The sequence below is a fragment of the Sphingobium sp. LMA1-1-1.1 genome, assembly GCF_040676365.1.
GTDB lineage: Bacteria > Pseudomonadota > Alphaproteobacteria > Sphingomonadales > Sphingomonadaceae > Sphingobium.
The window spans coordinates 916,337-938,717 of sequence record NZ_JBEGHS010000001.1 but is presented as its reverse complement, the minus strand read 5'-3'; the positions used below and the strand labels follow the sequence as shown (position 1 = coordinate 938,717).

The 22,381-nt window shown below is 64.0% G+C and carries 22 protein-coding genes and 3 tRNA genes; 14 read left to right on the top strand and 11 right to left on the bottom strand.

Features of this window, described 5'->3' with window-relative positions; genetic code table 11:
• Positions 1 to 3: 3 nt before the first annotated feature.
• Positions 4 to 762 (bottom strand): SDR family NAD(P)-dependent oxidoreductase, encoded by a 759-nt coding sequence (locus MRBLMA1_RS04530; RefSeq protein WP_363735239.1) that lies wholly within the window; start codon positions 760 to 762, stop codon positions 4 to 6.
• Entirely contained in the window at positions 759 to 1,898 is a 1,140-nt protein-coding gene (locus MRBLMA1_RS04525) for a fumarylacetoacetate hydrolase family protein (protein WP_363735237.1), read from the bottom strand. The genes MRBLMA1_RS04530 and MRBLMA1_RS04525 overlap by 4 nt, the downstream gene beginning before the upstream one ends.
• A 136-nt stretch (positions 1,899 to 2,034) precedes the next feature.
• On the opposite strand from MRBLMA1_RS04525, the gene MRBLMA1_RS04520 reads away from it, so the two are divergent.
• The 3 genes from MRBLMA1_RS04520 to MRBLMA1_RS04510 all read left to right on the top strand — a co-directional run bounded on the left by MRBLMA1_RS04520 (position 2,035) and on the right by MRBLMA1_RS04510 (position 5,758).
• On the top strand, positions 2,035 to 2,937 hold the full coding sequence (locus tag MRBLMA1_RS04520) for a Ku protein (RefSeq protein WP_363735235.1): 903 nt from the start codon (positions 2,035 to 2,037) through the stop codon (positions 2,935 to 2,937).
• A 3-nt stretch (positions 2,938 to 2,940) separates the two neighbouring features.
• A complete protein-coding gene (gene ligD, locus MRBLMA1_RS04515) occupies positions 2,941 to 5,460 on the top strand; it encodes a DNA ligase D (protein WP_363735233.1) in 2,520 nt (839 codons plus the stop codon).
• A gap of 109 nt (positions 5,461 to 5,569) precedes the next feature.
• Entirely contained in the window at positions 5,570 to 5,758 is a 189-nt protein-coding gene (locus MRBLMA1_RS04510; RefSeq protein ID WP_133651734.1) for a hypothetical protein, read from the top strand.
• Positions 5,759 to 5,962: 204 nt separating this feature from the next.
• Here the strand turns inward: MRBLMA1_RS04510 and MRBLMA1_RS04505 are convergent, their stop codons facing one another.
• Positions 5,963 to 6,346, bottom strand: coding sequence for an EF-hand domain-containing protein (locus MRBLMA1_RS04505; protein ID WP_363735232.1), 384 nt, complete (start codon positions 6,344 to 6,346; stop codon positions 5,963 to 5,965).
• A gap of 252 nt (positions 6,347 to 6,598) precedes the next feature.
• On the opposite strand from MRBLMA1_RS04505, the gene purB reads away from it, so the two are divergent.
• A complete protein-coding gene (gene purB, locus MRBLMA1_RS04500) occupies positions 6,599 to 7,912 on the top strand; it encodes an adenylosuccinate lyase (RefSeq protein ID WP_363735231.1) in 1,314 nt (437 codons plus the stop codon).
• A 49-nt stretch (positions 7,913 to 7,961) separates the two neighbouring features.
• Here purB and MRBLMA1_RS04495 read toward each other — a convergent pair whose 3' ends face one another.
• From MRBLMA1_RS04495 to MRBLMA1_RS04485, 3 genes are all read right to left on the bottom strand, one after another.
• On the bottom strand, positions 7,962 to 9,008 hold the full coding sequence (locus MRBLMA1_RS04495) for a LacI family DNA-binding transcriptional regulator (RefSeq protein ID WP_363735229.1): 1,047 nt from the start codon (positions 9,006 to 9,008) through the stop codon (positions 7,962 to 7,964).
• A 213-nt stretch (positions 9,009 to 9,221) separates the two neighbouring features.
• A tRNA-Pro gene (locus MRBLMA1_RS04490) sits at positions 9,222 to 9,298 on the bottom strand.
• A gap of 104 nt (positions 9,299 to 9,402) precedes the next feature.
• Positions 9,403 to 9,696 (bottom strand): JAB domain-containing protein, encoded by a 294-nt coding sequence (locus tag MRBLMA1_RS04485; RefSeq protein ID WP_363735228.1) that lies wholly within the window; start codon positions 9,694 to 9,696, stop codon positions 9,403 to 9,405.
• 157 nt (positions 9,697 to 9,853) lie between these two features.
• Between MRBLMA1_RS04485 and thyA the strand changes: the two genes are divergently transcribed.
• The 4 genes from thyA (at position 9,854) to MRBLMA1_RS04465 (ending at position 14,555) form a co-directional block, all read left to right on the top strand.
• On the top strand, positions 9,854 to 10,789 hold the full coding sequence (gene thyA, locus MRBLMA1_RS04480) for a thymidylate synthase (RefSeq protein ID WP_363735227.1): 936 nt from the start codon (positions 9,854 to 9,856) through the stop codon (positions 10,787 to 10,789).
• A gap of 107 nt (positions 10,790 to 10,896) precedes the next feature.
• Positions 10,897 to 12,192 carry a 3-methyl-2-oxobutanoate dehydrogenase (2-methylpropanoyl-transferring) subunit alpha gene (locus tag MRBLMA1_RS04475; protein WP_363735226.1) on the top strand — a complete coding sequence of 432 codons (1,296 nt, stop codon included), beginning with the start codon at positions 10,897 to 10,899 and terminating at the stop codon, positions 12,190 to 12,192.
• Positions 12,193 to 12,242: 50 nt separating this feature from the next.
• Positions 12,243 to 13,247, top strand: a complete 1,005-nt coding sequence (locus MRBLMA1_RS04470; RefSeq protein WP_363735414.1) for an alpha-ketoacid dehydrogenase subunit beta — start codon at positions 12,243 to 12,245, stop codon at positions 13,245 to 13,247.
• Between the two features lie 9 nt (positions 13,248 to 13,256).
• Positions 13,257 to 14,555: a dihydrolipoamide acetyltransferase family protein gene (locus tag MRBLMA1_RS04465; RefSeq protein ID WP_363735225.1), complete on the top strand. Its 1,299-nt coding sequence runs from the start codon at positions 13,257 to 13,259 to the stop codon at positions 14,553 to 14,555.
• Between the two features lie 95 nt (positions 14,556 to 14,650).
• Here the strand turns inward: MRBLMA1_RS04465 and MRBLMA1_RS04460 are convergent, their stop codons facing one another.
• A complete protein-coding gene (locus MRBLMA1_RS04460) occupies positions 14,651 to 15,118 on the bottom strand; it encodes a hypothetical protein (RefSeq protein ID WP_363735224.1) in 468 nt (155 codons plus the stop codon).
• 276 nt (positions 15,119 to 15,394) lie between these two features.
• Between MRBLMA1_RS04460 and MRBLMA1_RS04455 the strand changes: the two genes are divergently transcribed.
• The 4 genes from MRBLMA1_RS04455 (at position 15,395) to MRBLMA1_RS04440 (ending at position 17,533) form a co-directional block, all read left to right on the top strand.
• On the top strand, positions 15,395 to 16,549 hold the full coding sequence (locus MRBLMA1_RS04455) for an AI-2E family transporter (protein ID WP_363735223.1): 1,155 nt from the start codon (positions 15,395 to 15,397) through the stop codon (positions 16,547 to 16,549).
• Positions 16,550 to 16,590: 41 nt separating this feature from the next.
• Positions 16,591 to 16,667, top strand: a tRNA-Asp gene (locus MRBLMA1_RS04450).
• Positions 16,668 to 16,748: 81 nt separating this feature from the next.
• Positions 16,749 to 16,825: transfer RNA gene (locus tag MRBLMA1_RS04445), tRNA-Asp, on the top strand.
• A 402-nt stretch (positions 16,826 to 17,227) separates the two neighbouring features.
• Positions 17,228 to 17,533 carry a DUF5076 domain-containing protein gene (locus tag MRBLMA1_RS04440; protein ID WP_363735222.1) on the top strand — a complete coding sequence of 102 codons (306 nt, stop codon included), beginning with the start codon at positions 17,228 to 17,230 and terminating at the stop codon, positions 17,531 to 17,533.
• 65 nt (positions 17,534 to 17,598) lie between these two features.
• Here the strand turns inward: MRBLMA1_RS04440 and MRBLMA1_RS04435 are convergent, their stop codons facing one another.
• The 4 genes from MRBLMA1_RS04435 to MRBLMA1_RS04420 form a co-directional block, all read right to left on the bottom strand.
• On the bottom strand, positions 17,599 to 17,841 hold the full coding sequence (locus tag MRBLMA1_RS04435) for a DUF2842 domain-containing protein (RefSeq protein WP_363735221.1): 243 nt from the start codon (positions 17,839 to 17,841) through the stop codon (positions 17,599 to 17,601).
• A complete protein-coding gene (locus tag MRBLMA1_RS04430) occupies positions 17,838 to 18,416 on the bottom strand; it encodes a 5-formyltetrahydrofolate cyclo-ligase (protein WP_363735220.1) in 579 nt (192 codons plus the stop codon). The genes MRBLMA1_RS04435 and MRBLMA1_RS04430 overlap by 4 nt, the downstream gene beginning before the upstream one ends.
• A 199-nt stretch (positions 18,417 to 18,615) precedes the next feature.
• Positions 18,616 to 18,951, bottom strand: coding sequence for a cell division protein ZapA (locus MRBLMA1_RS04425; RefSeq protein ID WP_363735218.1), 336 nt, complete (start codon positions 18,949 to 18,951; stop codon positions 18,616 to 18,618).
• Complete coding sequence (locus MRBLMA1_RS04420) at positions 18,944 to 19,150, bottom strand: hypothetical protein (RefSeq protein WP_363735216.1); 207 nt, start codon at positions 19,148 to 19,150, stop codon at positions 18,944 to 18,946. The genes MRBLMA1_RS04425 and MRBLMA1_RS04420 overlap by 8 nt, the downstream gene beginning before the upstream one ends.
• Positions 19,151 to 19,323: 173 nt before the next feature.
• Here MRBLMA1_RS04420 and tkt point away from each other — a divergent pair, with 173 nt between their 5' ends.
• Together tkt and gap are read left to right on the top strand one after the other, a co-directional pair.
• Complete coding sequence (tkt, locus tag MRBLMA1_RS04415) at positions 19,324 to 21,291, top strand: transketolase (protein WP_363735214.1); 1,968 nt, start codon at positions 19,324 to 19,326, stop codon at positions 21,289 to 21,291.
• 28 nt (positions 21,292 to 21,319) lie between these two features.
• Complete coding sequence (gap, locus tag MRBLMA1_RS04410) at positions 21,320 to 22,330, top strand: type I glyceraldehyde-3-phosphate dehydrogenase (RefSeq protein WP_363735212.1); 1,011 nt, start codon at positions 21,320 to 21,322, stop codon at positions 22,328 to 22,330.
• The last annotated feature ends 51 nt before the right edge of the window (positions 22,331 to 22,381 follow it).

The following is a 22,381-nucleotide window of genomic DNA, read 5'->3' as shown; positions in this document are numbered from 1 at the left end:
GCTTCAGCGCCAGCCCGCGTCGATGAAATAATCATGCCCGGTACACATGCGGGCATCTTCGGACGCCAGGAACAAAGTCAGCGCCGCCACGTCGGCTGGCAGGATCCGTCCATCCAGGCATTGCGCAGCGACGATCTCTGCCTCGCCTTCGGGCGTATACCATTTCATCTGGCGCGTCGTTTTCACATTGCCGGGAATGATGGTGTTGACGCGGATATTGTCGCGTCCCAGATCGCGGGCCAGGCTGCGCGTCAGGCCCTCGATCGCCGCCTTGGCGGTCTGGTACAGCACCAGGTCGGGCAGGGCGAGATGCCAGCTTATCGACCCGAAGTTCAGTATCACGCCGCCGCCAGCGCGCTTCATCGCGGGCACCACGGCCTGCGCCGCGAAGAAGAGGTGGCGCAGGTTCACCGCCATCCGCTCGTCCCAATAGGCGGGCGTCACTTCCTCTATGCTGTGACGGTCGTCATTGGCCGCATTGTTGATCAATATGTCGATGCCGCCAAGCTGCTCCTCGACCGCGGCCATCATCGCCTGCACGGCTTCGATGTCCCTGAGGTCGCAGGGATGGAAGGCCGGCGCGAAATCCGCATCCTTCAGCCGTTCGACGAGCGCCCGGCTTTCCTCTTGCGCAATATCGCAAAACGCCACGCGGGCGCCCTGCGCGGCAAAGGCCTGGACCAGGCCTTCGCCGATTCCGCTGCCGCCGCCGCTGATGAAGACGCGCTTGCCCTTCAGGCTGGGATAGACTGCGCCGCTCATGCGAGGAGACCCCTTTTGGAAAGATTGGCCATCAGCGCCGCAAGGCCGAAGCTCCAGGGCGCCGCCTCCTTCGATGTCACGACCCTGTTCACCAGCCTGCCCAGCCGGGGAGTGGAAATGGCGACGCTGTCGCCCACCTTGTGGGTAAAGCCGTGCCCCGGCTCATCCCGATCCTGCACCGGCGCGAACAGCGTGCCCAGGAACAGCGCGAAACCGTCGGGATATTGATGTTCCGACAGCGTCTGGCGCACCAGCTCCAGCGGATCACGGCTGATCTGGTTCATGCTGCTGGTGCCTTCCAGCCTGTAGCCCTCCGGGCCATCGATGGTGAGTTCCACCACTGCATCGCGCACATCGTCGATGGTGAAACCGCCGTCGAACAGCCGGATCAGCGGCCCCATGGAGCAGGAGGCGTTATTGTCCTTCGCCTTGCCGAGCAGCAGGGCGGAACGCCCCTCGAAATCGCGCAGATTGACATCATTGCCCAGCGTGGCGCCGACGGCCTGCCCATTCGCCCCCACGATCAGCACGATCTCCGGCTCCGGATTGTTCCAGGTGGAATCGGACCGGATTCCGATCTCCTCCCCCGCACCAATCGTGGAGAGCACGGGCGCCTTGGTGAATACCTCAGCGTCGGGACCGATCGCGACCTCCAGATATTGCGACCAGAGCCCGTCTTCGATCAGCGCCTGCTTGAGCGCCGCCGCTTCGGTAGAGCCCGGCTTGACCGCGCGGATAGACCCGCCGACCCGGCCCTCCAGCCGCGACCGGATGTCGGCCGCCGCGCCCGCGTCGCCACGCGCCCGTTCCTCGATCACGCGCTCGATCGCGGACAGGGCAAAGGTCACGCCGCACGCCTTGATGCATTGCAGGTCGACCGGGCTCAGCAGCGGCAGGTCCAGCGCGCCGAGCGCGCCCAGCGACACGCCCTTTGCCGCGCCGAAGCCGGAAAGCCCTTCGGTCGGCAATATGTCGATCAACTGCGATACCGTGGGGGCGGCGCGGCTCATGTCATAGGCGATACCACCCTCGACCAGCAGGGGCGTCGGGCCTTCTGCCGTTTCCACGCGGCCCAGAAACAGGCCGGACCGCCAGTCGGCGGGAAGGCAATCGAGCAAAGTGGAGACCCCCGGCATTATCGACTCCTAAGACAATAGGTTATTGATAGCGCTACCAACATGACTGGCGGCGGAAGTCAAGGGTGCTGGGGTGGTACACCGGGAACTGCGTCTTGATCCGCGCATTTCCCCTGGAAAAGGAGGCAGCACGATCATGGCCGCTCGCGCATATTGGCAGGGGCAGATTCGCCTGGCGCTGGTGTCGATTCCGGTGGAGATCTACGCCGCCACGAAATCCGGCGCGCAGATCGCCTTCCACCAGATCCACCAGCCTAGCGGAAAGCGGGTCCGGTACGAAAAGACGGTGCCAGGACTTGGTCCCATCGATCCGGATGACATCGTCAAGGGCTATGAGGTGGCGAAAGGCGATTATGTGCTGCTGCAGCCCGACGAGATCGAGGCAGTCAAGCTGGAGAGCAAGAAGACGCTCGAACTCATCCAGTTCGTCGACGCGAGCGAGATCGACGTGCTCTATTATGAACGACCCTATTATGTCGTCCCCGCAGACGATCTGGCCGAGGAAGCCTTCATAGTCCTGCGGGAGGCGCTTCGGCGGACGAAGAAGGTCGGGCTGGGCCAGCTTGCCATGCGGGGACGGGAATATATCGTCTCCTTGAAGCCTTGCGGCCGGGGCATGGTGCTGGAAACGCTGCGCTATGCCGATGAGGTGAACCGCGCCCAAAGCTATTTCCGCGATATAGAGGATGCGAAGCCCGATAGCGAACTGCTCGATCTGGCCGAGACGCTGATCGAGAAGAAGACCGCGCCCTTCAAACCCGACAGTTTTCACGATCGCTATGTGGACGCGTTGGAGCGCCTGATCGAAAAGAAGAAAAAGTCGAAGGGTCGCCGTATCATCGAGGATCAGGAGGAAGGCACGGCCGCGCGCGGCAGCAATGTGATTGACCTGATGGCGGCGCTCAAGAAATCGGTAAGCACGGGCGCTTCCGGGGCGGGCCCGAAACCGGCGGCGAAGAAAGCCCCCGCCGCCAAGGCTCCCGCAAAGGCTGCGGCGCGAAAGGCGCCTGCAAGGCCGGCCAGCCGAAAACGGGCCTGAGCGATGGCCGATGCCGATCCGCTCAGCGCCTATAACCGCAAGCGCGATTTTACCCGCACCCGGGAGCCCGCGGGCAGGCGGGGGCGCAGCCAGGGCAACAGCTTCATCGTGCAGAAGCATGATGCGACTCGCCTGCATTACGACTTTCGCCTGGAAATGGACGGCGTGCTCAAAAGCTGGGCGGTGACGCGCGGCCCCAGCATCGATCCCGCCGACAAGCGGCTCGCTGTCCGTACGGAGGATCATCCCCTGTCCTATGCGACATTCGAGGGGACGATTCCCAAGGGGGAATATGGCGGCGGCACCGTCATGCTCTGGGATGAGGGTATATGGGAGCCGATTCCCGGAAAGAGCGCCCGCGACCTTGAAAATGGCCATCTCCACTTCATCCTGCATGGGCATCGGATGCGCGGCGAATGGCTGTTGATCCGGCTGAAGCCGCGGGGCCGGGAGAAGGGCGAAAACTGGCTGCTGCGCAAGGTCGAGGATGGCCATGCCGGCAGCGCGGACGATCTGACTGCCCGCAACCTGACCAGCATCAAGAGCGGACGCACCATGGCGGAGATCGCAGCGGGTGCGCCGGCCACATCGCTGAAGGGGAAGAAGGGGAAGGCATTTGACGCGGCCATGGCGCAGGCGGATCGCGCCGTTCCCGTCAAGCGGCGCGCTCTGTCGGGCAAGAGTGGGCCGGGAAAGCGAGGGCCGGGAAAGAGGGGCCTGCCAGCCTTTCGGCCGCCGCAACTGGCAACGCTGGTCGACGCCGTGCCGACTGGCAATGGCTGGATGCACGAGATCAAATATGACGGCTATCGGTGCCTGGTTTCGGCATCCGGCGAGCATGTCAGGATGTTCACCCGATCTGGTCTCGACTGGACGGATCGGTTCGCACCGCTTCCCGCGGAAATAGCAGCGATGAACCTTCCGGGCGCCCTGATCGACGGAGAGATCGTTGCGCTGGACAGCGGAGGGAATCCCGATTTCTCCACGCTTCAACGGGCCTTGAAGGGGGAGGGGAAGGCGCCGTTGCACCTGTTCGCCTTCGACCTGCTCCATCTGGACGGGCAGGACCTGACCGGCATGCCCAATGTCAGCCGCAAGGAAAAGCTGGCCGCCCTTCTGGGCGACGGTTCCGCGCATGTCCATGTCGGGGACCATGTGGTCGGCGCAGGCGAGAGGCTGTTTCAGGCGATGTGTGACGCAGGGCAGGAGGGCATCATTTCCAAGCGTGCCGACGCTCCGTATCGGGGTGCACGCACGAAGAACTGGTTGAAGGTCAAATGCACCCGCCGGCAGGAATTCGTCATTGTCGGCTGGACCCCCAGCAGCGCGACCGGCCGGTCCATCCGCAACCTGCTGCTCGGTCAGCGGGAAGGGGCCGGGCTGGTCTATGTGGGGAAGGTCGGCACGGGGTTCAATGCCGCCAACAGCGCCGGACTGATCGCGCTATTGGGCAAGCGGGAGCGCAAGACCGCCGCGCTCCCTGTGCCGCGCAGCGAAAGCATGGGCGCCCGATGGGTCCGACCAGATCTGGTGGCGGAAGTCGCCTTCGCAGAATTCACGGCGGACAATGTCGTCCGACATGCCAGTTTCCTGGGTCTTCGTGAGGACAAGGCAGCCAACGAGGTCGAGCGCGAGGAAATGATGGAGATACCCGAAGCCCAAGGCTCGATCCGGATCAGCAATCCCGACCGGCTGATCTTTCCGGAGGCGAAGATCAGCAAGGGCGAACTGGCCGATTATTATGCGCGCATGGGGAGCGTGATGCTGCCCTGGATCGCCTATCGGCCCATCAGCCTGGTTCGATGTCCGCAGGGCCGAGCGAAGAAATGCTTCTTCCAGAAACATGACAGCGGCAGTTTCGGCGACCATGTCAAACATGTGCCGATCCGCGAGAAGGAAGGGAATGAGGAGGATTATCTCTATATAGAGGATGGCGACGGCATATTGGCCTGCGTCCAGATGGGCGCGATCGAATTTCACGGCTGGGGTTCGAGCATCGCGGATGTCGAGCGGCCGGACCGCATGATATTCGACCTCGATCCGGACGAAGGGCTGGACTTCAAGGATGTGAAGAAGGCGGCGCGGGACATTCGGCGGACGCTGGAGGATCTGGGCCTCACCAGCTTTGCCATGTTGTCGGGGGGCAAGGGCATTCATGTCGTCGTGCCGCTGAAGCCGGAGGCGCAATGGCCGGAGGTCAAGGATTTCGCCGACCGCTTCGCCCGCGCTCTTGCCGTCCAGGAACCGGATCGCTTCACCGCGACGATGAGCAAGGCGAAGCGCAAGGGCCGCATCTTCATCGACTGGTTGCGCAATCAGCGCGGCGCGACGGCGGTGCTTCCTTATGTGGTGCGCGCCCGCGAACATGCCTCCATCGCTGCTCCGGTCACCTGGGAGGAACTGGACGGGATTGAGAGCGCGGCCCACTTCACCGTGAAGGATGTCGCACTTTTGCTGGATCGCCAATCCTCCCGAGACCTGCGCGGCTGGGGCGAAGCGCATCAGGTGCTGCCGTCGCATTAGGCACGCAGCGTAAATTCTGGCCGATCCAGCCCGGCGCTGGATACTCTGACGGATTTTCGCCGCATCCGCCTTTTCTGCGCCGACGCTTTGTTGCATATCGGGAATCACCATGACGAAGCCGATCGAAGAAGCGCCCGAAAGCGGCGCGGCAACCCCTAGCTCCACCACCGCCAAGCCCGACATGGCTTCCGCAGCGCGCAAATCAGCCGGCAAGGCCGTCTGGATGGGGACGGCCGTCGGAATCGGATCGGCTGCGATCGTCGCGGCGCTGCTCTACGCGAACAAGAAGCGCGGCTGACGCATTGCGCGGGAAAGCGGCAACGGTTTTCCGCTTACAGTGGCGCGACAGAAAACCAGGAGCGCCCGACCTGCGTCATATCTGACGCCGCATGCCCGCGCGCCCTGCAAATGGCAAAAAAAGAGGCGGCATGGCCTTCGCTCCATGCCGCCCCATGATGCGACCCTCACGGGGCTCTGTCCCGCCTGGGCGGGCTATTTTATCCTATGCGGCGCCGCCGCTGAGATAGACGATCAACTCCGGTTTGCTGATCGTCGCGCTCTTGTCGGTATCGGCGGTGACGAACGCGCCGTCGGCCCAGGCGGTGACTTCTGCGGGGGGAAGGGACTTTCCGGTCGCCTTCAGTTCCTGATCCTTCAGCGCCACCATCCAGCGTGAAAATTCCGCCTTGTCGAGCTGCCCATCATGATTCTGGTCATAGGCGGGGAATTCCGTGTCCACGATCGACGCCACCGCGTCGCCCGATGTCGCAGGCTGCGCCTGTTTTCCTTCCGGCGCGGCGGGAGCCGCCTGCTGGGGCGCGGCCGCCTGCGCCCATGCCGATGGCGCAACCAAAAGGGCGCTCGCCAGAAAAAATGCGCGGATCATCACCTGCTCCACATCCACCGTCTGATGTCATCCTGGACAATAGCCAAATAAAACATGTGGTTCCTGAATTTTTGTTCATGTTGCACCACTGGTCTTTCGATTCGCATCGGTTCGCCGCCGATGCTGCGATTAATGGGATGAAGTACGGGAATTCAGTGGGTTCCATCCCGCCTTTCCGGCTGATTTGCCCCCGAAAGGCGCTGCTGCTAGGCCGCGCATCGACTTTCAACTCATGCACGCAGGATTCGCCCGATGGTTCCCCGTTATGCCCGCCCGCAAATGACCGCCCTCTGGGAGCCGGAGGCCCGCTTCAAGATCTGGTTCGAGATCGAGGCGCACGCGACAGAAAAGCTGGGCGAACTGGGCGTGGTGCCGCCGTCCGCCGCCAAGGCGCTGTGGGACTGGTGGGCGACAAATCCCGCGATCGACGTGGCCGCCATCGATGCCATCGAGGCCGTGACCAAGCATGATGTCATCGCCTTCCTGACCTGGGTTGCGGAGCAGGTGGGAGAGGAAGCCCGCTTCATGCATCAGGGCATGACCTCCAGCGACGTGCTGGACACCTGCCTTGCCGTGCAACTGAGCCGCGCCGCCGACATCCTGATCGACGATCTCGACAAGCTGCTGGAGGTCATCAAGCGCCGCGCCTATGAGCATAAGCTGACGCCCACCATCGGCCGCAGCCATGGCATCCATGCCGAGCCGGTCACCTTCGGCCTGAAAATGGCCGAGGCCTATGCGGAGTTCAGCCGCTGCAAGGCTCGGCTGATCGCGGCTCGGGCCGAGGTTGCGACCTGCGCCATTTCCGGTGCGGTCGGCACGTTCGCCAATATCGACCCGCGCGTCGAGGAGCATGTGGCCGAGAAGCTGGGCCTAGCCATCGAGCCGGTGTCGACGCAGGTCATTCCGCGCGACCGTCACGCGATGTTCTTCGCGACGCTGGGCGTGATCGCCTCCTCCATCGAGCGGCTCGCCACCGAGGTCCGCCACCTTCAGCGCACCGAGGTTCTGGAGGCGGAGGAATATTTCTCGCCCGGCCAGAAGGGCAGCTCCGCCATGCCGCACAAGCGCAATCCGGTGCTGACGGAGAATCTGACCGGCCTTGCCCGCATGGTCCGCAGCTATGCGCTGCCGGCGATGGAGAATGTGGCGCTCTGGCATGAGCGCGACATCAGCCATTCGTCCGTGGAGCGCTATATCGGGCCGGATGCCACCATCACGCTGGACTTCGCGCTGGGCCGCCTGACCGGCGTCATCGACAAGCTGTTGGTCTACCCTGAGCGGATGATGAAGAATTTGGACAAGATGGGCGGCCTCGTCCACTCGCAGCGGGTGTTGCTGGCGTTGACCCAGGCCGGCGTGAGCCGCGAGGACAGCTACCGCTATGTCCAGCGCAATGCGATGAAGGTGTGGGAATCGGACGGCCAGCTATCTTTGATGGAATTGCTGAAGGCCGATGCGGACGTGGCTGCGGCGCTCCCGGCCGAGCAGATCGAGGAGAAATTCAACCTCGACTATCATTTCCGTCAGGTCGACACGATCTTCCGCCGGGTGTTCGGGGAATAGGGATCGCGCGGGCCCGGCACGTCATGCCGGGCCGTCCTTCTCGAAGGATTCAATGCGGAACGGCGTCCGATTGCCGCCGGACCAGTTCATAGTCGAGCAGCAGATGAGAGGGCGTTTCGTCCGACTTGCCCTTGCGCGCCCTGATCCGCTTCACCAGCAATTCGACGGCCGCGCGCGACATGGCGCTGATCGGCTGGCGGATGGTGGTCAATTCCGGCCAGATCGTGGTCGCCAGCGACGTGTCGTCGAAGCCGCAGACGGTCAGGTCGCCCGGCACGTCCAGCCCGCTGCGATGGGCAATGGCCACGGCTGCCGCCGCCATGTCGTCATTGCTGGCGAAGATCGCGGTCGGAGGCTCGGGCAGCGCCAGGATTCGCTCCGCCGCATCCAGCCCGGAGCGGTAGGTGAAATAGCCCTGCTGGACCAGCGTCTCGTCCGGCGTGATGCCCGCTTCGACCAGCGCGTCGCCATAGCCTTCGAAGCGGCGCCGGCTGGCGCTCTGGTTCGGGTGGCCCTTGATGAAACCGATGCGCCGATGCCCAAGCGCGATCAGATGGCGCATCATCGCCAGTGCCGCCGCATGATCGTCGATGCTGACGGCCGACATGTCGGCGGGCGCTTCGCCCGTGGCGACGGCGACCGCCACGATGTCCGCCGCCTTCAGCGCATCCTTCATCGCCTGGTGGTCGCACAGCGGCGGCGGAAGGATGACACCGTTGATCCGGCCGCGCAGCAAATGCTCGACGACCGTGTCGACGGCGGTTTCCTCGTCCCATTTCTCCACCACCAGATCGACGCCGCTGCGGCTGGCCTGATCCAGGCTGCCGACCAGGAATTCGCTCAGATAGGAAGCCGACGGGTTGCTGTAGAGCAGGCTGATGCGGGTGTCTTCCCCGCCGGCCAGGCTGCGCGCGGCGGCGCTTGGCGAATAGTTGAGCGCGGCGATGGCCGCTTCCACCTTTTCCCTGGTGGCGCTCCTTACGATCTGTTCACCGTTGATGACCCGCGACACGGTCATGGGCGACACGCCCGCATGCTTGGCAACATCATTGATGGTAGGGGCGTTGCGCTGCCGCCTAGAGCTTCTCGGTTCCATGCGCGTAATGGTAACGGGAAGCTCGACCGATACTAAGCAAAATCCGCCATCATGCCCGTGCACCGCGTCAGATTATGTTGCTGCGCCGGTTATGGTCGCTCGCGCCCAGCAAGGCCATAGGCGGACGCGCTGGCGATATGGGGCAGGTCAGAGACGGATTTTGCTGTGACAGCATGTGGTCGCGGAGAGCCGCCGATTTTCTGATAGAAATATTGGTCGGGGAGAGAGGATTCGAACCTCCGGCCCCTGCCTCCCGAAGACAGTGCTCTACCAGGCTGAGCTACTCCCCGACCGATGGCGGGTCCGTTTAAAGGCGGTCCCGCCGGGCAGGCCGCAGCCTATAGAGGCGGCTTTTCCGGCTGGCAAGCGGCCGACGCGTTTTTTTTGGGGCATGCTATAAAAGCCCGGCCTGGCGGAAGCTGAACCGGCCTTTCCCGGTGCGGATGACATGGTCAGCCAATGCGATCTCGATCGGTCGCAGGCGCTTCGACAAGGTCCGGGTCAGCCGGATGTCGGTCCAGCAGGGAAGGGGGCTGCCGGGCCGCTGCTGCTCGATCGCCAACCAATGGCTGTCCCACCGCAGCAGCGCATCCACTGTCCTTTGCCAGTCCAGGTCTACGGGCAGCCGATGGAGTGCACGCCATTCGTCATCCAGGACGAGCAGGTTGAGGGAAGCAGGTTCGCGCATGGCGCGCAGAATGGGCCTGCGCCACGCGGCCGGTAGGGGAAGGCTGGTCCCTTTTCGAGTGAAGCGCGGGCAATCTCATCCGTTTCGCAGCATTTGGCGTCGGCCGGTCGCTTCGTTACAGGGGGACAGTATCCGCCAGAATCATGAAAGTGTCCGCATGGCATCCTCCGCACCCCATTATGAACAGCAATATCTGGACCTGATGCGGCAGATCTGGCTGCATGGAGATGAGCGGATCGATCGGACGGGCGTGGGCACGCGATCCATATTGGGCGCGACGATGCGCTTCTCGCTGGCTGACGAGGCCGTGCCGCTGCTGACGACCAAGCGGGTTTATTGGAAGGTCGCGGCGCGGGAAATGCTGTGGTTCCTGACCGGCGACACCAACATACGCGAACTGGTGCGCCAGGGCGTGCATATCTGGACGGACTGGCCGCTGGACAGCTACCGCAGGGCGACGGGGGAGGAGATAGACCGCGACGCGTTCGAGGCGCGCATCATCGAGGACGATGCCTTCGCGGCCCGCTGGGGCGATCTGGGCCCGGTCTATGGCGCGCAATGGGTGAACTGGCCGCGCTATGAAGAGGCCGGGGACGGGCTCTACCGCCGGGCTGCGCAGGGGCATAACCAGATCGCCGACCTGGTCGAGGCGATTCGGACCAGTCCCGGTTCGCGGCGCCTGCTGTTCACGGGCTGGAATGTGGCGGAGGTTTCGCGCATGGCGCTGCCGCCCTGCCACATGACCTATCAGTTCCAGGTTGCCGACGGGCGCCTGAACGGGCTGCTGTTCCAGCGGAGTTGCGATCTCGGGCTGGGCTTTGCCTTCAACATCTTCGGCTTGTCGATGATCACCCGGATGCTCGCGCAGCAATGCGATCTGGAGGCGGGCGAGGTGGTCTGGCAGGGTGGCGACGTGCACCTCTATCTCAACCATGCCGATCTGGTGGAGGAACAGATCGGACGAAATCCGTCGGGCCATCCCCGGCTGCGGATCAACCGGCGGCCTTCAAGCATTTTCGACTATCGGATCGAGGATTTCGAGGTCCTTGATTACGCGCCGCAAAGGCATATCGCCGCGCCCGTCGCTGTTTAGCGCAGAGCGGAAACGCGACGAAATGGGTCAGTAAGGCTTGCCTTTACCGGCGTTGTAATATAATAATTGCAGTCAGCAATAATATTGCAATGCACAAAGGAGGCAGGATGAGCGACCGGATCGATTCGGACGCGGCGAGGGCTGGGGCGGGACGCAATCTGCCGCCGCTGCGGCTGCATGTGCCGGAGCCGAAGTTCAGGCCGGGCGACACCGCCGATTTCAGCGATTTTGATATCCCGCTCGCTGGCGCGCAGGCGCGACCGGATGAAACGACCCAGCCCGGCGAGATGCGCGACCTGGCCTATGGGCTGGTCAGGGTGCTGGATGAAGATGGCGCCGCCGTCGGCCCCTGGGACCCGAAACTGCCGCCTGAGACGCTGCTCAGGATGCTGCGCGCCATGGCGCTGACGCGGGCGTTCGACGCGCGCATGTTCCGGGCGCAGCGGCAGGGCAAGACCAGCTTCTACATGAAGTCGACCGGCGAGGAGGCAGTGTCGATCGGCGCGGCGGCGGCTCTGGCGAGCGATGACATGTGCTTCCCCAGCTATCGCCAGCAGGGGATATTGATCGCGCGGGGCTGGCCGATCATCGACATGATGAACCAGATCTATTCGAACAAGGGCGACCGGCTGAAGGGCCGCCAGCTTCCGATCATGTATTCAGCGCGGGACGCGGCGTTCTTCTCCATCTCCGGCAATCTCACCACGCAATATCCGCAGGCGGTCGGCTGGGCCATGGCCAGCGCGGCGCGGGGCGATACGCGGATCGCGGCAACCTGGTGCGGGGAAGGATCGACGGCGGAGGGCGACTTCCATTCGGCCTGCACCTTCGCCAGCGTCTACCGGGCGCCGGTCATCATGAATGTCGTGAACAACCAGTGGGCGATCAGCAGCTTTTCCGGTTTTGCAGGGGCAGAGGCGACGACCTTCGCGGCGCGGGCCATCGGCTATGGCATTGCGGGCCTCAGGGTCGACGGCAACGACGCGCTGGCGGTCTATGCCGCGACGCGCTGGGCCGCGGACAGGGCGCGGGCCAATGCGGGGCCGACCCTGATCGAACATTTCACCTATCGGGTCGAAGGGCACAGCACGTCGGACGATCCCAGCGCCTATCGCTCCGCTGACGAGGCGAGCCATTGGCCGCTGGGCGATCCCATCGCGCGCCTGAAAAAGCATTGCATCGCGCTCGGCATCTGGGACGAGGATCGGCACGCTGCGATGGACAGGGAACTGGCCGAAATGGTCCGCGACGCTGCGCGGGAGGCGGAGAAGAACGGCATTCTGGGTCATGGTCTCCACCATCCGATGGAATCGATGTTCGAGGATGTGTTCGAGGAGATGCCCTGGCACCTGCGCGAGCAGCAGCAGAAAATGCTCGACGAATGGAAGGCAGCCGGCCTGTGAGCGACATGATGAGCGAAGCTGTGACGGAAGCCCGCGGCGATACCGTGCAGATGAACATGATCCAGGCGATCAACAGCGCGCTGGACGTGATGATGGAGCGCGATCCCGATGTGGTCGTGATGGGCGAGGATGTCGGCTATTTCGGCGGCGTCTTCCGCGCGACGGCGGGGTTGCAGCAGAAATATGGCAAGAACCGGGTTTTTGATACGCCGATCACCGAATGCGGCATCATCGGCGTTGCGGTGGGCATGGGCGCCTATGGCCTGAGGCCGGTGCCGGAAATCCAGTTTGCCGACTATATCTATCCTGCGCTCGACCAGCTTGTGTCCGAAGCGGCTCGGCTGCGCTACCGCTCTGCCGGGGAGTTCATCTCGCCCATGACGGTACGCTCGCCCTTTGGCGGCGGCATTTTCGGGGGGCAGACGCACAGCCAGTCGCCTGAAGGTATCTTCACCCATGTGTCGGGCGTGAAGACTGTGATTCCATCGACCCCCTATGACGCCAAGGGCCTGCTGATCGCGTCCATAGAGGATAATGATCCCACGATTTTCTTCGAACCCAAGCGCATCTATAACGGGCCGTTCGACGGACATTACGACACCCCGGCCAGAAGCTGGGCCGGGCATGCGCAGGCGCAGGTTCCCACGGGCTATTACCGTATTCCGCTGGGCGAGGCGCGGGTGGCCCGCTCGGGCGAGGCGCTGACGGTGCTTTGCTATGGCACGATGGTCCATGTGGTCGAGAACGTCGTTGCGGAAATGGGCGTCGACGCGGAAATCCTCGACCTGCGCACGCTGGTGCCGCTGGATATCGGCGCAATCGAGCGGTCGGTGCGCAAGACCGGGCGCTGCATGATCGTGCATGAGGCGACCCGGACGAGCGGTTTCGGCGCGGAACTCTCCGCGCTGGTGCAGGAGCGGTGCTTCTACCATCTCGAAGCGCCGATCGAGCGCGTGACCGGATTCGACACGCCTTATCCGCACAGTCTGGAATGGGCCTATTTCCCTGGCCCGGTGCGCATTCGCGAGGCCATCAACAAGATTTTGAAGGATTGAGGGGCTGTCATGGCGCTTTATACGTTCAGGTTGCCGGACATCGGCGAAGGCATCGCAGAGGCGGAGATTGTCGGCTGGCATGTGAAGGTCGGCGACCGGATCGAGGAAGACCAGCCGATCGCCGACATGATGACCGACAAGGCGACGGTGGAAATGGAATCGCCGGTTGCCGGTACGGTGGTCCGGCTGGCCGGCGAGCCGGGGCAGCAGATCGCCATCGGATCGATGCTGGTGGAGATCGAGACGGAAGGAGAGGGCGAAGCGCCTGCTCCCCGTGCCGAGGTGGCTCCGGCCCCAGCCGCCATGACGTCCCTTGCGAAACCGGCGGGGAAGGGTAACGGGCAGAGCGAGCCTGCTCCGATCGTCGCAGAAGTAAAGCCTGCCGCACCGGTTCCCTCGGCCACTCCCTCTGCCGCCCCCTCGCAGGAAGAAAGGGCGGCGGCGAAGGCCGATGTGCTGGCTTCCCCCGCCGTTCGCGCGCGCGCCAGGGAACTCGGCGTCGATCTGTCGCAGGTGAAGCCGAGCGGCGATCATATCCGCCATTCCGATCTCGACGCTTTCCTCCTTTACGGATCGGGGCAGGGCTATCGCCCGGCCGGGCGTGGGGCAAGGCGGGCGGATGAGGAGGTGAAGGTCATCGGCCTGCGCCGCCGCATCGCGGAGAACATGGCCGCTTCGAAACGCGCCATCCCGCATTTCTCCTATGTGGAGGAGATCGACGTCACGGCGCTGGAGGCAACCCGCGAGCAGCTGAATGCCCATCGCGGCGACAAGCCGAAGCTTACCCTGCTGCCGCTCCTGATCGTCGCGATCTGCCGCGCGCTGCCCGAATTTCCGATGCTGAATGCCCGCTATGACGATGAATTGGGGGTGGTGACGCGCTACGGCGCCGTGCACATGGGAATCGCGACCCAGACCGACGCCGGGCTGATGGTGCCGGTGATCCGCGATGCGCAGGACCGCAATGTCTGGCAGCTCGCGGCGGAGATCAAGCGGCTGGCCGATACGGTGCGCGCCGGCAAGGCAAAGCCGGAGGAACTGTCCGGCTCGACCCTGACGCTGACCTCGCTGGGGCCGCTAGGCGGAGTGGCCACCACGCCGGTCATCAACCGGCCGGAAGTGGCGATCATCGGTCCAAACCGCATCATCGAGCGGCCGGTCTTCCGCGGCAGGGAAGTGGTCCCCGCCAAGCTCATGAATCTGTCGATCAGTTGCGACCATCGGGTGGTCGACGGCTGGGATGCGGCGAGCTTTGTCCAGGCAGTGCGGAAATTGCTGGAGACGCCGGTCCTGCTGTTTGCGGATTGATATGTCGGGAGGGGCGGTTCCAAGCCGTTTCTCCTCCCGTTCAGAAAAAGGCGACCGCGCCGGATCTGCCGATCCTGTCCCGGTCGCCATATCGCTCAGCGAACGGTAGCGCGATAGCTCAGCCGGCCGCTCTCCCCCGGTGAGATTTCGTCCGGCACGGTCCACCGGACATGGGTGATGTCGGCGGGCACGGCCCGGCGGCTGCCGCCAAGGGGAGTCGGCAGCCAAAGGTCGGCAATGCGGCCCCAATGGGCGCCGCCATCCACAGACACCTGCATGGCCGGATCGCTGAGGTCGAGCTGCGTCCCGCGCGGCACGGCGTTGGTGACGGCCAGGCCGCGCACCGGACGGCTGCCCTCATTGCGCCAGTTGACGACGAAGATAAGCTGGTCGCCCGATCCCGCCCGATCGGCGCTTTCCAGCACCCGGCGGGCGCGACCGTTGATGTCGGTGCTGACCCGTTCCACGAACATCTGCCGGTCCAGCCGGACGTCCTGCCGCGCTGACGCCGCCTCCGGCACTGCCACGCAGGCCAGGGCGATGAGCAAAGCCCCCGATTTCATCACAGTCCCCCATGCTGTTGCGTGGCCGAATGTGGCAGCAGGTGCCGAAGATTTGGTTAAAACCTTGTTTCCCTTGCTATCCGTCCGTTTCGCTGATGTAAATCGCCCGGTCGGGGGAGCGCTGCGCTGAATCAGGCGCAGGTCGCGTGCTCCAGATTTCATTGCCGCCTCTTTTCAAGCCGAAAACCGGTTCCTGCTTTCCCGCACGATGCTCGAAATTGACGGATCGGAACTGCCGGTGCAGAAACGGGGCGGCGGGCAAGGACATTTTCAGGCGTGACACCCCAGGAGCAGCAGGAGATCAACCGGCGGCGGGACCGATTGCTGGCGTCGATAGCGTTGACGACCGGCATCGGGCTGATCCTCGCGCTGCCCTTTGCCCTGCGGGAAGGGGCGGAATTTTTTCTGCCGCTGACGGCCGCATTGGTGATCGCCATTGCGCTGGTGCCGTTCCTGGAGTGGATGGAACGGCGAGGCGTGCCATCCACGCTGGCGGCGCTGACGGCATTGATCGCCTTCCTGGTGGTGGCGAATACGGCCCTGGTGCTGATCGTCGTGCCGGCGGCCGACTGGTTCCGGTTGCTGCCAGAGCGTCTACCCCAGATTCAGAACAATCTCGCGCCCCTGATCGATTTCTATTCGCAGCTCCAGCGCTTCGTGGACGAGACGGTGCAGATGCTGGCGACCGGCCCGGTGGCAGCGGCGCAGACGGCCGCGGTGGACGCGCCCCGATCGCTGCTTCAGTTCGCGGCCACCTCCGCCCCGGCGGCCATCATCCAGATGGTGTTCGCGCTGCTCATCATCTATTTCTTCCTTGCGGGCTGGACGCGGCTGCGGCGGCGGACGATCAACAGCCGGGGCAGTTTCGACGGCGCCATGGCGGTCGCGCGGGTGATCCAGAATGTGGTCGACGCGACATCCGCCTATGTCCTCACCATCGCGACGATCAACCTGTGCCTCGGCCTGGCGGTCGCGCTGGCGCTATGGCTGATCGGCATGCCTTCGCCGCTGATGTGGGGCGGTATCGTCGCGCTGCTGAACTTCGTCCCTTATTTCGGGCCGATGCTGGCGGCGGCGCTGCTGGCGCTCGGCGGGCTCATGGTGTTCGACGATGTGTGGAAGGCGCTGCTGCCGGCGGCCTTGCAGGTCGGATTCCATCTGGTGGAGGCCAATGTCATAACGCCGACGATCTTGGGCCGGCGGCTGACCATGAATCCCCTGCTGATTCTGGTGTCGCTGACCTTTTGGGGATGGGTGTGGGGAACGCCGGGCGCCTTGCTGGGCGTGCCGTTGCTGATCATCATCCAGACCGTCGTGTCAGCCGCCGGAACGCCGGATATCGCCGGTTTCCTGTTCGAGCGCGGGACGCTGACGGTCGACCCGCGCAAAGAAAATGACGAAAGCCGCGAAACTGATGTTGCAGGCAGTTGACAGGGGGAACGGGGCCGCATAGATGCCCGCCCACACCGAACGCGGGTGTAGCTCAGTTGGTTAGAGCGCCGGCCTGTCACGCCGGAGGTCGCGGGTTCGAGCCCCGTCACTCGCGCCACTCTCTTCAGGAGAGTTGGAAGGTTTTCCAGATCAGCATCGTCTGGTGGCCCGCATGGGTCACGCCAAGATGCCGCCCTGCGCGGGTGTAGCTCAGTTGGTTAGAGCGCCGGCCTGTCACGCCGGAGGTCGCGGGTTCGAGCCCCGTCACTCGCGCCATTCTTCAAGATCAAAATGATATGCTGTTGGACGAGGCCTTCGCCTTTCGTTCATCAACAATGGCTGATTTCCGACGTTTTTCGTCGAAGTTCACAGTGTATGCGCGCGCGTGCCTGGGCGCGCGTATGCGTTGCGTATCGGACATTTCAAAGAGGCTGGGAGGATAGGCCGGTCGGGGTGAAATAGGACAGGCTGAATTTCGGGCTGTTGGAAAAATAGGAAGTTTTTCGAGGATGTTGTGGCCGATGGGTCACGCATCATTCCCGGCGGCCGTCAGGGACGGTGGGGATGACAGACGGTCTGGAAGCGACCATGTTTTGCCGTTCGAGGCATCGCCATCACTTCCTAATTGCGGACGGACAACCAGCATGTAATTAGCAGTGGTCGTGAATTGGAGTCACCATGGACGAACGAGCGATCCCCGATGCGGCATTGCGTGACTCTGATGCGTGGGAGCCTCTCCGCGTTTGGATTGCTGAGCAAAAGCTACATTGCTCGTTGAAGGTCGGCGTCTACGAAGAAAATGGCCCAATACCCGAAGACACAGCGTGGGGCATCATACTGGCTGATGTTGCCAAGCATCTCGCAGATGCCCTTGCCAAAGAGGGACTTCGAAATCGGGACACTGCGCTTCGCGAGATTTTCAGGAGCTTTGGTTCTGAGCTAGAGGAACCAACAGCGGTTACGACCGGCAAATTTATCGACTGAAGGCTGCGTCTGCTTTTGCTTCGATAAAGTCGAAACCGGACCGTCCGCTTCCCACCCAAAATTGCCTAAAAACCGCGCCAGCGTCCGGTCTCCATCCAGGCTAGCAGGCGCTTGAGCGGCAATATCCATATCCAGACCAGCCCAAGAAAGACGTAAACCGGCACCTGCACCACCATCGGCAGCCGCCCGATCGGGCCCGACAGGCTGCCCACCAGCACGGCCCAGAGCGCGATCAGGCCCAGGATCATGAACATGCCCGCCGGCTTGCGCCAGCTTGGCTTGTAGGCGGGCCGTGGGTCCGGGTTCATGCCTCATATCCTTCGATCAGTTCGACTTCGGTCAGCATCAGGTGGAGCGGCAAGTCCCATGGATCGGCGGGGAGGGAGTCATGTTCCTGCACCGACCAGCCCAGCCCCACCCTCAAGGCATCGGGATAGCGGGCGAACACCCGGTCATAATAGCCGCCGCCCTGGCCCAGCCGGTTCATCGCCCGGTCAAATCCCACCAGGGGCGCGATGATGACGTCGGGCGTCGCCGGATCGCCCACGGGTTCGGGATGGCTGGTGCCGAACAGGCCCGGGAAAAGCTGATCCTCCGGGTTCCAGTGCACGAAATTCATGCTGCCCAGCCGATCCAGCACGCGCGGCAGTGCCAGCGTCTTGCCCATGGCCTGCAAGGGCGCGGCCAGCCTCTGCGCGGGCGCCTCATCGTCCAGTCCCATATAGAGAGCCACGGTCCTGGCCTGCGCCAGCCGCTGTGCCAGGGGCGAAGGAACCACCTTGAAGGCCAGCCGGTGCGCCAGCGGATCGAGCGAAGCCACAAAGGCGCGCCGCCTCTGCCGGGCGATGGCACGCAGGGTCGCCTTGTCGGTATCGTCGTTCATCGGGGGCCTTGAACCGGGGGAGGGAGGGTGACGGGACCGCCTCGGCCGTGTGCTGGAAAATCCTCTGACGCCTCAACGTCAGGTGGGAACCATGTAGATCGGGCCAGAGCCCGCCCAGGGACAGCCCCCGTGGATGTGATTATCGCCTCAGGGATGTTCGCTAAAGCTCGATACCGCGCAGTACCCGTCGCTTCCCTATTTAGGCTCGGGACGCGGCGGCGACAAGCCTCTCGCGCAGCTTTTCTATGCGCGTGGTGAGGGATTCGACTGCACGGACGGCGGGCTCGTCCTCGGGCTCCAGCGCCAGGGTCTGTTGCCGCCCTATCGCTTCGCGCTTCAACTCGTTGAGTTCATCGGCCAGGAACAGCGCGGCGAACAGCAGCGTGCGCACTTCGGTCAGGCCCGGCGTGTTCTGCTGCGCCAGCCGCGCCTTGCGCTCGATCAGATTGGCGAGATGCGCCAGGTGCGCTTCCTCCCCGTCACGGCAGCGCAGGTCATAGACGCGCCCGGCGATGTGCAACGTGGTTTCAGCCACTTGCCTGCTCCTTCACATCCTGCCCCTTCAACTCGGTGATGAGGCCATCCAGCGACCGCAGCGCCGCGCGGGCGGCCGCAGCGTCGATGCCGGAGGCGGGGCCGGGTGCGGCCAAAACAAGGCCCTCCACATCCTGTTCGAGCCGGTCGATCGCGCCTTCCAGGGCCCGGATCGCCTGCATCATTCGGTCACTTGCCATGCCCTACGCATAGACAAAGTTTTCACCGCGCAAAAGCCGTCATTCGGCGGCTTGGCGCAGCCTGGGGGCCACCCGTGGTTGACGCCTTGTCCCGGAGGCGACAAAGGGGGCGCAATTTCGATTCGCTGGCCTTAACAGGGGGCCATAGACAAGCCAGGAAAGACGCCGCTTCCATGACTGTTTCCGACAAGTCCCTCGCCAACGCCATCCGGGCGCTTTCCATGGACGCGGTGCAGGCCGCGAACAGCGGCCATCCGGGCATGCCGATGGGCATGGCCGACGTCGCCACCGTGCTGTTCAAGGATTATCTGAAGTTCGATCCCAAGGCGCCCAAATGGGCTGACCGCGACCGCTTCGTGCTGTCGGCGGGCCATGGATCGATGCTGATCTACTCGCTGCTGCACCTGACCGGCTATGCGCGTCCGACCATCGAGGATATCGCGAATTTCCGTCAATTGGGCAGCCCCTGCGCCGGCCATCCGGAGAATTTCGAGCTGGCTGGGGTGGAAGCGACCACGGGGCCGCTGGGTTCCGGCCTCGCCACCGCGGTCGGCATGGCGATCGCCGAACGGCATCTCAATGCCCAGTTCGGCGACGATCTGGTCGACCACCGCACCTGGGTGCTGGCCGGCGACGGCTGCCTGATGGAGGGCATCAACCATGAGGCCATCGGTCTTGCGGGGCACCTGAACCTCGGCCGGCTGATCGTGCTGTGGGATGACAACAAGATCACCATCGACGGGGCGGTCGATCTGTCGAGCAGCGAGGATGTCCGCGCCCGCTATGCCGCGACCGGCTGGCATGTCGTGTCCTGCGACGGTCATGACGTGGCCGATGTGCGCCGCGCCATCGACGAAGCGCTGGCCGATCCGCGTCCCTCGCTGATCGCCTGCGCCACCAAGATCGGCTATGGCGCTCCCAACAAGGCGGGCACTTCGGGCGTCCACGGCTCTGCCCTGGGTGAAGCCGAAGTGGCGGCCGCCCGCGAGTTCCTCGGCTGGTCGGCCGAACCTTTCGTGATCCCCGAAGACATTGCCGCCGCTTGGAACGCCATCGGCGCCAAGGGTGGCGACGCCCATGCGACCTGGGCCGATCGCCTTGGCTCCAGCGCGCAGAAGGCCGAGTTCGAGCGCCGCATGGCGGGCGAACTGCCCGCCGGCTTCTCGCTCGACGCCTATATCGACACGCTGATCGCCAATCCGCAGAAGGTCGCGACCCGCAAGGCGAGCGAACTGACGCTGGGCGCGATCAACGACCTTCTGCCTGAAACGCTGGGCGGCTCGGCGGACCTCACCGGCTCCAACAATACCAAGACCAAGTCGACCGGGCCGCTGACCAGGGACGATTATGCCGGCCGTTACGTCTATTACGGCATTCGCGAGTTCGGCATGGCCTGCGCGATGAACGGCATGGCGCTGCATGGCGGCGTCATCCCTTATGGCGGCACCTTCCTGGTCTTTTCCGACTATATGCGCGGAGGCATTCGCCTGGCGGCGCTTCAGCAGATCCGCGTCATCCATGTGCTGACCCATGACTCCATCGGCCTGGGTGAGGACGGCCCCACCCACCAGCCGATCGAGCATGTCATGTCGCTGCGCATGATCCCGAACCTCGACGTCTATCGCCCGGCGGACATCGTCGAGACGGCGGAGTGCTGGGAACTGGCGCTGAAGGATGCAGACGGCCCGTCGGTTCTGGCGCTGACCCGCCAGAACCTGCCGCAGCTTCGCACCGAAAAGGCGGGCGAAAATCTCTCCGCCAGGGGCGCCTATCGCCTGAAGGCGGCGACGGCCGAGCGCAAGGTCGTGCTGGTCGCCACAGGGTCGGAGGTCGAGATCGCCGTCGCCACCGCCGCGCTGCTGGAAGAGCAGGGCATCGGCGCCGATATCGTCTCCATGCCGAGCTGGGCGCATTTCGATGCGCAGCCGCAGGCGTATAAGGATGATCTCCTTCCGCACCATGTCCTTCGCGCCTCGATTGAGGCAGGGACCACTTTCGGATGGGAGCGTTATGTCGGCATCGCCGGCCTGCGTTTCGGCATTGATACGTTCGGCGCTTCGGCTCCGGCGGAGGTACTCTACGATCATTTCGGCCTGACCGCCGCCAAGATCGCGCCGCAGATCGTGGCCGCGCTCGACTGAAATTCAAACCAACCGGGAGACAAGTGCAGTGGCAACGAAGGTAGCAATCAACGGTTTCGGCCGCATCGGCCGTCTGGTGGCCCGGGCGATCCTTTCGCGCACCGACCATGATCTGGAACTGGTGAGCATCAACGACCTGGGCGACGCCAAGTCGAACGCCCTGCTGTTCAAGCGCGACTCCGTGCACGGCAACTGGGCCGGCGAGGTGAGCGTCGACGGCGATGCCCTGATCATCAACGGCAAGCGTATCGCCGTGACCGCCGAACGCGACCCGGCCAAGCTGCCCCATGCGGCGCAGGGCGTGGACATCGCGCTGGAATGCACCGGCATTTTCGCGGACAAGGAAAAGGCCAGCGCGCATCTGACCGCGGGCGCCAAGCGCGTCGTCATCTCCGCACCCGCCACGGGCGTCGACAAGACCGTGGTCTTCGGCGTCAATCACGAGACGCTGAGCGCCGCCGACGTCGTCATCTCGAACGCGAGTTGCACCACCAACTGCCTCGCGCCGCTGGCGAAGGTCCTGCATGATGCCATCGGCATCGAAAAGGGCTTCATGACCACGATCCACAGCTACACCAACGACCAGAACACGCTGGACCAGCTTCACAAGGATATGCGCCGCGCCCGTGCCGCTGCCCTGTCGATGATCCCGACCACCACCGGCGCCGCGCGCGCCGTGGGAGAGGTGATGCCGGAACTGAAGGGCAAGCTGGATGGTTCGTCGGTGCGCGTGCCGACCCCGAACGTCTCGGTCGTGGACCTGAAGTTCATCGCCAGGCGCGCCACCACCGTCCAGGAAGTCAACGAACTGCTGAAGGCCGCTTCGGAAGCCGGCCCGCTGAAGGGCATTCTGGGCTATTCGGAAGAGCCGCTGGTGTCGATCGACTATAATGGCGACCCGCGCAGCTCCACGGTCGACAGCCTGGAAACGGCGGTAATCGACGGCACGCTGGTCCGCGTGCTCAGCTGGTACGACAATGAATGGGGCTTCTCGAACCGCATGATCGACACCACCGGCGTCGTGGCGAAGTTCCTCTAAAACGACACGAACCCCGCCGGACCGCTCCGGCGGGGTTTTTCAACATCATCC